The sequence below is a fragment of the Paraburkholderia terrae genome (assembly GCF_002902925.1).
Taxonomy (GTDB): Bacteria; Pseudomonadota; Gammaproteobacteria; order Burkholderiales; family Burkholderiaceae; genus Paraburkholderia; species Paraburkholderia terrae.
In genome coordinates, this window is record NZ_CP026111.1 from 3,401,880 (window position 1) to 3,415,445 (window position 13,566).

11 protein-coding genes and 1 riboswitch are annotated in these 13,566 nt (G+C 63.7%); of the genes, 3 read left to right on the forward strand and 8 right to left on the reverse strand.

Annotated features, from left to right (window positions below):
* Positions 1 to 249 precede the first annotated feature (249 nt).
* The 6 genes from metF to C2L65_RS15180 all read right to left on the reverse strand — a co-directional run bounded on the left by metF (position 250) and on the right by C2L65_RS15180 (position 5,364).
* The gene (gene metF, locus C2L65_RS15155; protein ID WP_042315536.1) at positions 250 to 1,080 is read right to left on the reverse strand and encodes a methylenetetrahydrofolate reductase [NAD(P)H]; all 831 of its coding nucleotides are present in this window, start codon (positions 1,078 to 1,080) and stop codon (positions 250 to 252) included.
* Positions 1,081 to 1,097: 17 nt separating this feature from the next.
* Positions 1,098 to 1,451 carry a phage holin family protein gene (locus C2L65_RS15160; protein ID WP_007577130.1) on the reverse strand — a complete coding sequence of 118 codons (354 nt, stop codon included), beginning with the start codon at positions 1,449 to 1,451 and terminating at the stop codon, positions 1,098 to 1,100.
* Between the two features lie 158 nt (positions 1,452 to 1,609).
* Positions 1,610 to 3,031 carry an adenosylhomocysteinase gene (gene ahcY / locus C2L65_RS15165; protein ID WP_042315540.1) on the reverse strand — a complete coding sequence of 474 codons (1,422 nt, stop codon included), beginning with the start codon at positions 3,029 to 3,031 and terminating at the stop codon, positions 1,610 to 1,612.
* Between the two features lie 31 nt (positions 3,032 to 3,062).
* A riboswitch (S-adenosyl-L-homocysteine riboswitch) is annotated at positions 3,063 to 3,177 on the reverse strand.
* 49 nt (positions 3,178 to 3,226) lie between these two features.
* The gene (locus C2L65_RS15170) at positions 3,227 to 4,036 is read right to left on the reverse strand and encodes a glycosyltransferase family 2 protein (protein WP_042315535.1); all 810 of its coding nucleotides are present in this window, start codon (positions 4,034 to 4,036) and stop codon (positions 3,227 to 3,229) included.
* A gap of 92 nt (positions 4,037 to 4,128) precedes the next feature.
* On the reverse strand, positions 4,129 to 4,851 hold the full coding sequence (locus C2L65_RS15175; protein ID WP_042315534.1) for an LrgB family protein: 723 nt from the start codon (positions 4,849 to 4,851) through the stop codon (positions 4,129 to 4,131).
* 24 nt (positions 4,852 to 4,875) lie between these two features.
* On the reverse strand, positions 4,876 to 5,364 hold the full coding sequence (locus tag C2L65_RS15180) for a CidA/LrgA family protein (protein WP_427910160.1): 489 nt from the start codon (positions 5,362 to 5,364) through the stop codon (positions 4,876 to 4,878).
* Positions 5,365 to 5,481: 117 nt separating this feature from the next.
* Here C2L65_RS15180 and C2L65_RS15185 point away from each other — a divergent pair, with 117 nt between their 5' ends.
* Positions 5,482 to 6,441, forward strand: a complete 960-nt coding sequence (locus tag C2L65_RS15185) for a LysR family transcriptional regulator (RefSeq protein ID WP_042315530.1) — start codon at positions 5,482 to 5,484, stop codon at positions 6,439 to 6,441.
* A 64-nt stretch (positions 6,442 to 6,505) separates the two neighbouring features.
* Here C2L65_RS15185 and C2L65_RS15190 read toward each other — a convergent pair whose 3' ends face one another.
* The gene (locus C2L65_RS15190) at positions 6,506 to 8,299 is read right to left on the reverse strand and encodes an OmpA family protein (protein ID WP_042315529.1); all 1,794 of its coding nucleotides are present in this window, start codon (positions 8,297 to 8,299) and stop codon (positions 6,506 to 6,508) included.
* Between the two features lie 181 nt (positions 8,300 to 8,480).
* Positions 8,481 to 10,121: a GMC family oxidoreductase gene (locus tag C2L65_RS15195; RefSeq protein WP_042315527.1), complete on the reverse strand. Its 1,641-nt coding sequence runs from the start codon at positions 10,119 to 10,121 to the stop codon at positions 8,481 to 8,483.
* Between the two features lie 307 nt (positions 10,122 to 10,428).
* Between C2L65_RS15195 and C2L65_RS15200 the strand changes: the two genes are divergently transcribed.
* A complete protein-coding gene (locus C2L65_RS15200) occupies positions 10,429 to 12,102 on the forward strand; it encodes an isovaleryl-CoA dehydrogenase (protein WP_042315538.1) in 1,674 nt (557 codons plus the stop codon).
* Positions 12,103 to 12,141: 39 nt separating this feature from the next.
* Positions 12,142 to 13,560 carry a coniferyl aldehyde dehydrogenase gene (locus tag C2L65_RS15205; RefSeq protein ID WP_042315525.1) on the forward strand — a complete coding sequence of 473 codons (1,419 nt, stop codon included), beginning with the start codon at positions 12,142 to 12,144 and terminating at the stop codon, positions 13,558 to 13,560.
* The last annotated feature ends 6 nt before the right edge of the window (positions 13,561 to 13,566 follow it).

Sequence of the window (13,566 nt, forward strand, 5' to 3'; positions counted from 1 at the left end):
CTCAGGCAGGAAGAAATGTTGGCGGTGTGAGCCGCTTTCTTTTGCCTACTTTTCTTTGCGGCGGCAAAGAAAAGTAGGTGCCGCCCCGCACAGGGGCGACGCGTGAAGCTAGATAACAACTCGCGGATGCCAGCGCAAAGCCCAAAAACCAAACATTGCGCAGCAAACACCACCGCAGACACGCAAAAAAAATCGGCGCACGCTCACACGCACACCGACTTTGCAAAAACCAGAAAAACAGAAAACCTGTCAGCCAGCGAGCCGCTCGCAAATAGCCTTCGTCGCCGCCGCCCCATTGAGCGTATAAAAATGCAGCCCCGGCACTTTCGCCTCAACGAGACGGCGGCAAAGATCCGCCACCACATCGAGACCGAACGCGCGAATCGACTCGCGATCATCACCGAAGCTTTCGAGCCGTCGCGCCACCCACCGCGGCACTTCCGCGCCACACATTTCAGAGAACCGCATCAACTGCGAGAAGTTCGTAATAGGCATGATGCCCGGCACGATAGGCACATCAACACCAAGCTTGTGCGCATCATCGACGAACCGGAAATACGCGTCAGCGTTGAAGAAGTACTGCGTGATCGCCGAATTGGCACCCGCCTTCACCTTGCGCGCGAAGTTCTCGAGATCGTGCTTCGGCGAACGCGACTGCGGATGATACTCGGGATAGCCCGCAACCTCGATGCGGAACCAGTCGCCGAATTCGGCGCGAATGAAGCTCACCAGTTCCGACGCGTAGCGCAACTCGCCGACTGCGCCCATGCCCGAAGGCAAATCGCCACGCAACGCGACGATATGGCGGATGCCATGCGAGCGATATTCATTGAGAATAGCCCGCAAGCTTTCCCTCGACGAGCCGATGCATGACAGGTGCGGCGCGGCTTCGAGGCCGTCCTTCGCCATGTCGAGCACCGTGTCGAGCGTGCCTTGCTGGGTCGAACCGCCGGCGCCGAACGTGACGGACACGAACTTGGGCTTGAGCGGCAACAGCTCCGCGCGCGTCGCACGCAGCTTGTCGAGCCCTTCCTGTGTCTTCGGCGGGAAGAATTCGAATGAAAGTTCGATGGGATTCATGGTTCTGTTGGCACCTGTCAGCTCAGGCCACGGTTGCCGAAGATGAGCGCGGACAGCAGCCACGAAACGATGCTGTACAGGATCGAGCCGAAGAACGCCGACCAGAATCCCGACACTTCAAAGCCCTTCAGCAGCGACGCGCACAACCAGAAGCACAGCGCATTCACCACCAGAATGAAGAGCCCAAGCGTGAGAATCGTGACGGGCAACGTCAGCAGGATCAGCACCGGCCGCAAGACGGCATTGATGAGCCCCAGCACGAGCGCGACGATCAGCGCAGTGCCGAAACTGCGAATGTGGATCGACGGCACGAGGTAGGTGATGATCAGCAGCGCGAGCGCATTGATCACCCAGGTCAGCAATACAGTCATGAACGGCTCCTGGTCGTCTGTGGGCGTGAAGTCCGGATTGAACTCGAAGGCACGCGACAAGCATCAGCCGATGCAATGCGTCGCATGGGCGTGTGCTTCGTCCGGTGCAGCCGCGTGCCGAAGCAGGCGGCTGCACCTGTCATGCCGCTATTTGCGGCTTAATAACGGTAGTGGTTCGGCTTGAACGGACCGTTCTTGTCGACGCCGATGTAGCCAGCCTGTTCCGTCGACAGCTCCGTCAGGTTCGCGCCGATGCGCGCGAGGTGCAGGCGCGCGACCTTTTCGTCGAGCTGCTTCGGCAGAACATAAACCTTGTTCTCGTACTTCGCGCCGTCGACGAACAGTTCGATCTGCGCGAGCGTCTGGTTCGTGAACGAGTTCGACATCACGAACGACGGGTGGCCCGTCGCGCAACCCAGGTTCACGAGGCGGCCTTCAGCCAGCAGGATCACGCGCTTGCCGTCCGGGAAAATGATGTGGTCGACTTGCGGCTTGATGTTCTCCCACTGGTACTGGCGCGTCGACGCAACGTCGATTTCCGAGTCGAAGTGGCCGATGTTGCAGACGATCGCGTTGTTGCGCATCGCCTTCATGTGATCGTGGTTGATCACGTGGTAGTTGCCCGTTGCCGTCACGAAGATGTCGGCGTGCGGCGCAGCGGCTTCCATCGTCACGACGCGGTAGCCTTCCATCGCGGCTTGCAGCGCGCAGATCGGATCGATTTCCGTGACCCACACCGTAGCGCCCAGTCCGCGCAGCGATTGCGCGCAGCCCTTGCCCACGTCGCCGTAACCCGCCACAACCGCGATCTTGCCGGCGATCATCACGTCGGTCGCGCGCTTGATGCCGTCGACGAGCGACTCGCGGCAGCCATACAGGTTGTCGAACTTCGACTTCGTGACAGAGTCGTTGACGTTGATTGCGGGGAACGGCAGACGGCCTTCCTTCTCCATCTGATACAGGCGATGCACGCCCGTCGTCGTTTCTTCCGTGACGCCCTTGATGTGCGCGAGGCGCTTCGAGTACCACGTCGGGTCGACTTCGAGATGCGCAGCGATCGACTTGTACAGCGCGACTTCTTCTTCGTTGGTCGGCTTCGAGATCACCGAGCGATCCTTCTCGGCCTTCGAACCGAGGATCAGCAGCAGCGTTGCGTCGCCGCCGTCGTCGAGGATCATGTTGGCGAACTCACCGTTCGGCCATTCGAAAATGCGGTGCGAGAATTCCCAGTATTCGTCGAGCGATTCGCCCTTGAACGCGAACACGGGCGTGCCGGCCTTCGCGATGGCGGCGGCGGCGTGATCCTGCGTCGAGAAGATATTGCACGATGCCCAGCGAACGTCCGCGCCCAGCGCGGTCAGCGTCTCGATCAGCACGCCCGTTTGAATGGTCATGTGCAGCGAGCCCGCGACGCGCGCGCCCTTCAGCGGCTGCTGCGTCTTGTACTCTTCGCGGGTTTGCATGAGACCGGGCATTTCGGTCTCGGCGATGGTGAGTTCCTTGCGGCCCCAGTCGGCCAGCGACAGGTCGGCAACAACGAAATCCTGGGAATTTTTGGAATCCATAACTGCGGCGTTCATCACGCCCTCCTTTCTAAAAATGACTAGAAATTTGACGTGAGCGCCGTTCGATGCGGTTGGTTTGTTGGCGCGGCGCGCGTCCAATCCTTCCGATTGAAAGCCTTCGAGCCTGGCGGGTGAAACCCGTCGCAACGCTCCTCGAAGACGAACGGCGATTGTAGCAAAACGAGATGGCTTGCGGTATGACGATTCAGCTTATGCCGATTGATCTGGCGGTGAATTTGCGCCCGGTTGCGCACTCAGATGCGGCGCGAGTTCGACGCCGCGTAATTCCTTCACCGCCTCATACGCGCGGCGCACGAAGCGCCACGACGCTTCGCGCGTCGAGTTCACGAGTTCGTCCGACGCCTGGAGCATGCCCATCGAAATGCGGAAATACCGTTCTGCGTGGATATTCGGGTGGTAGTGCATGCGCACGCGCTTGTGGTCGTCGAGCCGGGGATTGCCGAAGATATTCAGTAGCGCCAGCGAAAACGCGCCGTCCTCGCCGCCGTGACGCCGAAACACGTCATCGAGCGGAAATCCGCCGAACGCAGCATAGACGGAGCGGCGGATCACAAGGCTGCTCGGCACCGTGTTGCTCAGCGTCGCCGCGTGAATGTCGAATTGCGGATGATCCGTGATGTCAGCGGGAAAGCCGCAATATTCGACGTCGAGGCGGATCGAGGGCTGACCCGGATGATCGTGCAGGAAGGCGGCGGCCGCAGCGAGCGCGTGCGGCATGTATTCGTCGTCGGCGTCGATGAAAGCCAGCAGCGGGTGCGACGCATGCATCGCGCCCCAGTTCCGCGCACGGGCTGCGCCGCCGTTTTGCGGCATGCGCAGGAGTTCGATCTGCGGATACTTCTGCGCGTATCGGGCAGCGATGTCGATCGAAGCGTCACGCGAGCCGTCGTCGATCACGAGAATCTGCGCGGCTTCGGGCTGCGCGATGCAGCTATCGAGCGTGCGCGCGAGCGTCTGTTCAGCGTTGAAGCAGGGAATGATGACGGAAATGGGAAGCATCGCGTGGACCGGTCTCTAGAATCAACGACACCGGCAATCATAGAGCGAGCGCGCCGCCGTTCATCCCAAATTAGTTGCCGATCACGGCTACGTCAAAGCGGAAGCATCCCGAACAGCGGCGCGAGCAGCACCATCACGACGCCGGCGATCATCATTGTCAGGCTCGCGACGACGCCCTCTTCGCTGCCCAGTTCGCGCGCCTTCGCGGTGCCGACGCCATGCGCCGCCGCGCCGAACAGCGCACCGCGCGCGAGCCGCGTGCGCAGTGGCACGAGCGCGAGCACGAGTTCACCGAACAGCATCCCGCAGACGCCCGTCGCGATCACGAACAGCGCGGTCAGGTCCTTCGGCGCGTGAATCTTGTCGGAGACGGCGAGCGCGAAAGGCGTCGATACGGAGCGGGTCATCAGGCTGCGCTGCAGTTCCGGCGACAGATGCAGCAGCTTCGACAGCGCGAGCGAGCCGCCCACGGCAACCACGATGCCGACCGTCACGCCGACGGTGAGTGAAATCCAGTGCCGCCGCAGCAGATCGCGGTATTCGTAGATGGGCACCGCGAATGCGACTGTGGCCGGGCCGAGCAGCCACATCAGCCAGCGCGTGTCCTGAAAGTAGACGGCGTACGGAATCCGCGCGATAACGACAATCGCGGCCAGCACCGCGGGCACGGCGAGAAGCGGCGTCAGCCACGGCGATCTGAAGCGCGCATACAGCGCCTTCGATGCGAAATAGAGCACCACCGTCAGCACGAAACAGCCGGCGGCGATGAGCCGGGAGGCGTCGTCGGCGAAAAGGGACGTGTAGAAAGCGCTCATCGGCGGAACGTTCCGGAACGTGGATTAGAGGAAGTTGCGGCTAACAGGACGACGTTCGACGGGCGAGCGATGAACCATCACGCGGCGCAGCGCGAGACGGCGTTCGAGCCGCGCGGCCTGTTCGACGGCGAATGCGACAGCCACCATCACCATCAGCGTGCCCGCGACCACGACGAGCGCGAGACGCCAGCCGTCTTCGCGGAACAAGCCGCCGTACTGGACGGCCGCGACCGCAGCGGGAATGAAGAACAGCAGCATGTCCGACAGCAGCCAATCGGCGCCCGCCTTCACCCAGCGCGGCGCGACGCCGCCGCAGAACAGCAGTGCGAGCAACGCGACGAGGCCCACGACGCCGCCCGGCACCGGCAAGCCAAAACGGCGCACGACGCAATCGGCGGCGAACCAGACTGCGGCGATCCCGGCGCTCTGCACGGCGATCCGGCCAATCTTCGCGACGGGCGACGTCGCATCGAGACGGACAGAAGCGGCAAGACGGGCGATCAGCGGCGAGATCATGGCAAACCCTAGGTGACTTTTGGATGAGATTCAGTATAGGGTGCAGTGCAGCATAAATATAATGACTTAGAATTATCTGCTTCATTCCAAATTGGAATTCCGAGGGCTACGAACATGGAACTGCGCGCGCTCCGCTATTTCGTTGAAGTCGTGCGGCAACAGAGCTTCACCGTCGCCGCCGAGCAGATGTTCGTCACGCAGCCGACCATCAGCAAGATGGTGAAGGCGCTGGAGGACGAAACCGGCTCGCCGCTGCTGCTGCGCGACGGTCGGCAAATGGTGCTGACGGATGCCGGGCGCATCGTCTATCAGCGCGGCCAGGACGTGCTCGCCGCCTACGCGCAGTTGCAGGCCGAACTGCACGACCTCGACAAACTCGGGCGCGGCGAGCTGACGATCGGCATTCCGCCGATGGGCGGGTCGCTGTTCACGCCCGCCATCGCCGCGTTCCGTCAGCGCCATCCGAAGATCGAGCTGAAACTCTTCGAACAGGGCTCGAAGGCCATCGAGGCCGCGTTGATTTCCGGCGAACTGGAACTGGGCGGCGTGCTGCAACCCGTCGACGACATGATCGACGTGCTGCCGATGAGCCGCCAGGTGCTGTGGCTCGTCGCGCGTCAGGGCTCGCGCTGGGATGAGTTGCAGGAAGTGCCGCTCGCCGATCTCGCCAGCGAGCCGTTCGTCTTCTATGGCGAAAGCCTCGCGCTCAACGACGTGGTGCTGACGGCGTGCCGCACGGCCGGTTTCGCGCCGACCATCGTCGGACGCAGCGGGCATTGGGATTTCATGGCGGCGCTGGTGCTGGCGGGCGTCGGCATTGCACTTCTGCCCGCGCCGTATTGCCGGCGGCTCGACGCGGAGCAGTTCACCTGCCGGCCCGTCGTCGCGCCGGAAATTCCGTGGGAAATGGCGATCGGCTGGCGGCGCAAGGGTTATCTGTCGCATGCGGCGCGCGCATGGCTCGAGGTCGCGCGCGAAACGCTGCCGGGACTGACCACCGACAACTTCACGCACCCGCTGACCTTCGACTCGCCCACGACTACGCCGGACCGCGCGAAACCGCCGCTGAAATAAAAAAAGCCGCCCGGTCTGCACCGGGCGGCATCGTGTTCTGCGTCTCTGCGCTGACTGGCGACGCTTACTTCGCCAGAGGCTGCGCTTGAGCCTGGGTTTGCGTCTGCGTCTGAGCTTGCGCCTCGCTGAATTCGATCCGGCGATTCGCGAAACGTCCGCTTTCCGTCGCGTTGCTCGCCACAGGACGGACGTTGCCGTAGCCATGCGCGACGAGCGCATCGGCGGGCACGCCGGCCTTCACGAGAAAGGCGCGCACGGCGTCGGCGCGTTCCTTCGACAGTTCCAGATTCGCCGATTCGCTGCCGAGGTTATCCGAGAAGCCCGCCACTTCGAGCTTCAGCGTGTGGCCGCTTGTCGTACACGACTTGAGCAGTTGCGCGGACTGGTTCAGATCGTCGAGTGCGGACTGCGGCACGTGCGCGTCGCGCGATGCGAAATTGACGACCTGCAGATTCAGCGTCTTGACGACATCCGCACTCGCGCACGACGCGCCCAGCGACTTCGCCGCGTTCTTGAACGACTGCGCGGCGTTCGCAACGGCTTGCGCCGCATCGAATGCGCTCACTTGATACGGCGCGCCGAACAGCGACTTCAGACGATCGAGCCAGCCCGATTTCGCATCGGCGGTCGTGCCGCTCAGTTCGACACGCGTGCCGTCGATCTTCATCTCCGCACCTGGCGTAGACAGCAGCGGCATCAGTGCGTCGATCTGCGCGAGCCAGTCGGCAGCCTTACGGTTTTCGTCGACGGTGATGTCGGCGTTGAAGTTGCCGGCGCCGAATTTCTTCGTCAGCGCGTTCAGCAGCGCCGACTTCTCAGCGATATTCTGGACGGTCGCGGTAAGCGTCGGCTTGCCCTTCCCGTCTACAGCGACGATCAGTTGCGAGTCCTTCGCGACGGCAGGCGCCGCTTCAGCTTCGACCTTGCCGACGGCGCTGGCCGCGTCGTCCCGCGGTGCTTGCGACGCGGGCTGCACATCCGCTTGCGTCGCAGCAGCCGGCACTTCAACCGTAGCCGCGGCGGCATGCTGACCGAGGAAACTGGTCGCCGCCGGACACAAGGCCAACGCCACCCATGTCAGCATCGCAGCGATCGCGCCGATCAGCGCGGACAACGCCGCCATGCCGAACCAGTGCTTCGCCTTCGGGCCGACATGGCGCACTTCACGCGCGGGAGGCGCAACGGAGATCGCCGTGGCGGACAACGTGGGTTCGGCGGGAGCGCGCGCGGTCGTCGGCACTGGCGCCGCGGCGGGATGCTCGAAATGCGACGACACGGCGCGCACCTGCGAGCCGATCGTCTGCGCGAAGGCAGCCGCGCCGCCCAGCCCCAGAACGGTCGTGAGGCCGTCGTTCAGAAACGGCGCGATGGTCTGCAACTGCTGGCCGAGCAAGGTCGGCAACTGACCGATGTTGCCGCGATGCTCGAGAATGTGGCGCTTGAGCACGCCCATCAGAATACTGCCCGCAATGCCCGATACGGCATGCGTCGCGTGCGCGGGCACGCCTGTTTGCATCGACACGGTGTCGCTCAGTCCGTCGATGCGGCGCTCGAATGAATGCTCCAGCAACTGACGTCCCGTCGACGACAGTTGCGTGACACCCGTCGTGCTAGCGAAGAGGCGAGGCAGCTGTTCGGCGACATCCGCGTTGACTTCCTGACCGAGGATCGTCGCGAACAGCGCACGCGCGCCATCGAGCGTTGCGCACTTGTTCAGCAGGCCGGCGACGAGCGCAGGCGTGGTGACGTCCACGACTTTCGCCGTTGCTTCCGTCGGCAATCCGAGGCAGTTCGACAGCTGTTGAACCACGGTGTCCGGCAACGCAGACCGGACCAGTTGAATCACATTGACACTCATCGATTCGTTTCCCTGAATTTCGAACGCGCGCCCATGCGCCCTTCGTTGGGCCGCGATTATAGGAGCGGGGAAATCTCAGAATTGAAGCGATCAATGATTTTCAAACTTTATCGGAATTCTCTTACGGCGCTCTTTGCGCTTTATCACAATCGACGGCGTGCATCGCCGGAATAACGTCGCTTCACGTGGCGCGCGCCGGCTCGTCGGCGGTTGCCGGAATCGGCGCAGCACGGCGCGTGGCGGCGATGAAATCGGCGGCTCGCTCGCCGATCATCACCGTCGGCGCATTCGTGTTGCCGCCGATCAGCGTCGGCATCACGGAAGCATCGACCACGCGCAGATCCGTCACGCCGCGCACGCGCAATTGCGTATCGACGACGGACCGCTCGTCGCCGCCCATGCGGCACGTCGAAACGGGGTGATAGATGGTGTCGGCATGCAAGGCGATCGTCGCACGCAATTCGGCGTCCGTCTGGCCATGCCGCGTATAAAGCTCGCGGCCGCCGCACAGCGCGAGCGACGGCGCGTCGAGAATGCGCCGCGACAGATGCACGCCTTCGACCAGCAGGTCGAGATCGCGCGGATCGCTGAGAAACGCCGGATCGATGACGGGTGCTTCGCGCGCATCGCTGCTCGCCAGCGTGACGCAGCCACGGCTATGCGGACGCAGCACGCACACGTGCAACGAATAGCCGTGCCCCCAATGCATGTGGCGGTTGTGATCGTCGACGAGCGCGGTGCAGAAGTGCAGTTGCAGATCGGGCCGGTCGAGCGTCGGCCGGCTTTTCAGAAAGCCGCCCGCTTCCGCGACGTTGCTCGTCAGCATGCCGCGCCCGCTGCGCAGATACGAGACAAAGCCCGGCACCATCTTCGCGAAGCCGCGCAGCGAGAAGCCGATCGTTTGTGCCGACGACACGCGCTTGTTGATCGTGAAGTCGACGTGATCCGTGAGATTGCGCCCCACATCAGGCGCGTCGTGAAGCACGGGAATGCCGAGTGCGCGCAGATGATCAGCGGGACCGATGCCCGAGCACATCATCAGTTGCGGCGAATTGAACGTCCCTGCCGACAGCACGACTTCCGCCCGCGCCTCGATCGTCTCCGTGACACCCCCGCGCATCACTTCGACGCCCTTCGCGCGCTTGCCGTCGAACACCACGCGCAGCACCGCCGCGTCGGCGATCGTGTGCAGGTTCGGACGCGAGCGGCCGTAGATATAAGCGCGCGCGACGCTCCAGCGCTGTCCGTCGCGCTGCGTCACCTGATAGAAGCCGACGCCTTCCTGCTGTGGGCCGTTGAAGTCGTCGTTGCGCGGGAAGCCCGCTTCGACGGCGGCTCTTACGAATCGATGCGAAAACGGATTCTGAAACCGCAGGTTCGACACGTTGAGCGGACCGTCCGCGCCATGCAGCGCATCGGCGCCGCGTTCGTTGCCCTCGGCGCGGCGGAAATACGGCAGCACGTCGTCGAACGCCCAGCCATCGCAGCCAAGACGCGCCCAGTCGTCGTAATCGAGCGGATGGCCGCGCGTGTACACCATCGCGTTGATCGCGCTCGATCCGCCGAAGCCGCGTCCGCGCGGCTGATAACCGCGCCTGCCACCGAGGCCGGGTTGCGGCGTCGTCAGATAGCCGTAGTTGGTCTTGCGCCGGAACGGCACGACGGCCGCGACGCCGAGCGGCATGTTGACGAACAGATTCCGCTCGGTGTGCGGGCCAGCTTCGATGAGCGCGATGGTCGCATCGGGACATTGCTCCGCGAGACGCCCGGCAAGCGAACAGCCGCCCGAGCCTGCGCCGACGATGACGTAGTCGTATTGCATCCGCTCCTCCTGTCGACCGCGCTGAATTGCTGGCGGCATCTGTCTCATGCACACTTGTCTACGTGCGTTTGTCTGCGCATTGTAGGGAGCACCAGACGTTCGCGTGTTGCCGGCGTCAGAGCGATCACTCTAAACGGAACCCGCGACGCGCCCCTATGATGAAAGGTGCTGTCCGCGCCCGGCACCGCGTGTGGACCTTATTCAAACACGGTCTTTCGCGCATCGTCTTATACGCATATTGCTTACGCGCTCCAACAAAACAGCGCCCTACAACGGCTGGCGCGCGTGCATCGAATGGAGACATCAGATGGAACGGTTCGGCCCCGGCAACACGCATGAAGTGACCAATCAGGTCCCGCCGCTTGCGAACTACAACCTGTTTGCAAGCGATGCCGCGCTGGCCGCCGCCGTCGAGCGCGAAGGCGCGGCGTGGCATCGCGAGGCGCTCGCGCGCGACGGCGACGCGCTGACAAAACCTGATGTGCTCGCGCTCGCCGATCTGGCGAATCGCCACACGCCCGAACTCATGAGCTTCAGCCCGCGCGGCGAGCGCATCGACGCGCTCGAGTTTCATCCTGCGTGGCATACGTTGCTGAGCCTGCTGCGCCGCGAAGGACTACACGCGTTGCCCTTTTCCGATCCGCAGCCCGGCGCGATGGTCGCGCGCTGCGCGGGCTACTTTCTGCACGCGCAACTCGAATCCGGCTCGCTATGTCCGCTGACGATGACCTTCGCCAGCATTCCCGTGCTGCAACGTGAGCCGGCTCTATTCGCGACGCTGCGCGACAAGCTGTATTCGCGCGAGCATGATCCGCGCGACGTCCCGCTCGATCAGAAGATTTCGATGATGATCGGCATGGGCATGACCGAGAAGCAAGGCGGTTCCGACGTGCGCAGCAACCGCACGCAGGCGTTCGCAGCGGACGGCGGCGGACGCGGCGCGGCGTATCGGCTGGTCGGCCACAAGTGGTTCTTTTCCGCGCCGCAGTGCGACGCGCATCTCGTGCTCGCGCGCACCGAAGATCAGGAAGCGCTGTCGTGCTTCTTCGTGCCGCGCTTCGCGCCCGACGGCAGCAAGAACGCCGTGCGCGTGCAGCGTCTGAAGGACAAGCTCGGCAACCGTTCGAACGCCAGCAGCGAAGTCGAATTCTTCGACGCCCACGGCGTGATGATCGGCGACGAAGGGCGCGGCGTGCCGACCATCATCGAAATGGCGAACTACACGCGGCTCGACTGCGTGATCGGCAGCGCAGCGCTGATGCGCGCGGCGCTCGTGCAGGCGATCCACCATGCGCGGCATCGCAGCGCATTCGGCCGGCATCTCGCCGATCAGCCGTTGATGCGCAACGTGCTCGCCGATCTGTCGCTCGAAACGGAAGCGGCAACGGTATTGTTCATGCGCCTCGCGCGCGCATTCGAAGACACCACGAACGCCCCCGAAGAACGCGCGTGGCGGCGTCTGGTCACGCCCGCTGCGAAGTACTGGGTTTGCAAGCGCACGCTCGAATTCACGGGCGAAGCGATGGAAGTCTGGGGCGGCAACGGCTACGTCGAAGAAGGGCCGATGGCGCGCTTCTACCGCGAAGCGCCCGTGAACTCGATCTGGGAAGGCTCGGGCAATGTGATGTGTCTCGACGTGCTGCGCGCGATGGAACGCGAGCCCGAAGCCGCGCAGGCTTTGCTTGCCGCGTGGCGCGACGTGGCGCAAACGCATCCCGCGCTGAAGGCGGCGCTCGAACATCTGATGCGCGCGCTAACGTCGGCACCTGAAACGCGCGAGGCTTCCGCGCGCCGCATCGCGCAACAGATCGTGCTGATCGCGCAAGCGGTGCTGCTCGCGCAGCATTCGCCTGCCTTCGTCGCCGATGCGTTCATCGCGACGCGGCTCGGCGATGGCTGCGGCGAAAGCGGCCGCGTGTACGGTACGCTGCCCGCCTCGTTCGACCACAAGGCGATCGTCGATCGCGCGTTCACCGGCTGACTTCACGCAGCACACAACAACATAGGGAGACACAACGAAATGAAGAACGACCGGCCGGATATCGCGGCCCTGGAAGAGCTTTTGCGCGAACAGCGCGCCGCGTATCTGCGCGCGCCGTATCCGACATGGGATCAGCGCGCCGCGCATCTGAAGGCATTGCGCGAAGTGCTGCTCGACAATCGCGACATGCTCGCCGATGCGATGCACGCCGACTTCGGCAATCGCGCAAAAGAAGAAATCTTGCTGGCCGAATTTCTGCTCGTGAAAGAGGAAATCGACGGCGCGCTGCGTCACGGCAAACGGTGGATGAAAGCGCAACGTCGCGCGACCAACAAGTGGCTCTTGCCTGCCCGCGCGAAGGTCATACCGCAGCCGCTCGGCGTCGTCGGGATTATCGTGCCGTGGAACTATCCGGTGCTGCTGGCGGCCGGGCCGCTCATCAGCGCGCTCACGGCCGGCAATCGCGCGATCATCAAGATGTCGGAGCTCACACCGCGCACGTCGCTGCTTTTCGAGCAGCTCATCTCGCAGACCTTTGCCCGCGATCACGTCGCCGTCGTGAACGGCGACGCCGCGCTTGCAGCCGCATTCAGCGCACAGCCATTCGATCATCTGCTGTTCACGGGCTCGACGAAGGTCGGCCATGAAGTAATGCGCGCCGCCGCTGCGCATCTGACGCCCGTGACGCTCGAACTCGGCGGCAAGTCGCCCGCCATCGTCGGGCCGCACGCGCGCTTCGACTACGCCGTCGACAGCATCATCGCGGGCAAAACGCTCAACGCGGGGCAAACCTGCATCGCGCCGGATTACGTGCTCGTGCCGCGCGGCAAGGAACAGGCGTTCATCGAGCGGGCGCGTTTGCGCATGGCGCGGCTGTATCCTGATTTCGCGCGCAACCCCGATTACACGTCGATCATTTCGCCGCGCCATTTCGAGCGCCTGCAGCGTCTCGCCGACGAAGCACGCGAACAGGGCGCACAACTGCACGCGCTCACCGATGCCGCACCCGATGCGAGCGCGCGCCGCTTTCCGCTCGTCGCCGTGACGCAAGCGCCCGACACGTCCACGCTGATGCAGGAAGAGATTTTCGGGCCGTTACTGCCCGTGATTCCCTACGATTCGCTCGACGACGCCATCGCCTACGTCAATGCGCGCCCTCGTCCGTTGTCACTCTATCTGTACGACGACGACAAGGCGGCGATCGCGCGCGTCACGCATGAAACCATCGCGGGCGGCATGTCCGTCAACGAAACGCTGATGCATCTCGCGTGCGAGAGCCTGCCGTTCGGCGGCGTCGGCGCAAGCGGGATGGGCGCGTATCACGGGTACGAAGGCTTCGTCACGTTTTCGAAGATGAAGCCGGTCTTGACGCAGGCGCGCTTCAACGCGCGCGGCCTGATCGCGCCGCCGTACGGCAGACGCGTGCGGGCGCTGCTCAGTCTGATGATGCGGTTCTGACGCCGG

Bases quoted from the DNA above. Each gene is read 5' to 3' on its own strand.
- C2L65_RS15175 (WP_042315534.1), bottom strand. From the start codon at position 4,851: ATGAGCGCTTTCTACACGTCCCTTTTCGCCGACGACGCCTCCCGGCTC.
- C2L65_RS15160 (WP_007577130.1), bottom strand. From the start codon at position 1,451: ATGACTGTATTGCTGACCTGGGTGATCAATGCGCTCGCGCTGCTGATC.
- metF (WP_042315536.1), bottom strand. From the start codon at position 1,080: ATGAATCCCATCGAACTTTCATTCGAATTCTTCCCGCCGAAGACACAG.
- C2L65_RS15190 (WP_042315529.1), bottom strand. From the start codon at position 8,299: ATGAGTGTCAATGTGATTCAACTGGTCCGGTCTGCGTTGCCGGACACC.
- C2L65_RS15195 (WP_042315527.1), bottom strand. From the start codon at position 10,121: ATGCAATACGACTACGTCATCGTCGGCGCAGGCTCGGGCGGCTGTTCG.
- ahcY (WP_042315540.1), bottom strand. From the start codon at position 3,031: ATGAACGCCGCAGTTATGGATTCCAAAAATTCCCAGGATTTCGTTGTT.
- C2L65_RS15170 (WP_042315535.1), bottom strand. From the start codon at position 4,036: ATGCTTCCCATTTCCGTCATCATTCCCTGCTTCAACGCTGAACAGACG.
- C2L65_RS15205 (WP_042315525.1), top strand. From the start codon at position 12,142: ATGAAGAACGACCGGCCGGATATCGCGGCCCTGGAAGAGCTTTTGCGC.
- C2L65_RS15185 (WP_042315530.1), top strand. From the start codon at position 5,482: ATGGAACTGCGCGCGCTCCGCTATTTCGTTGAAGTCGTGCGGCAACAG.
- C2L65_RS15200 (WP_042315538.1), top strand. From the start codon at position 10,429: ATGGAACGGTTCGGCCCCGGCAACACGCATGAAGTGACCAATCAGGTC.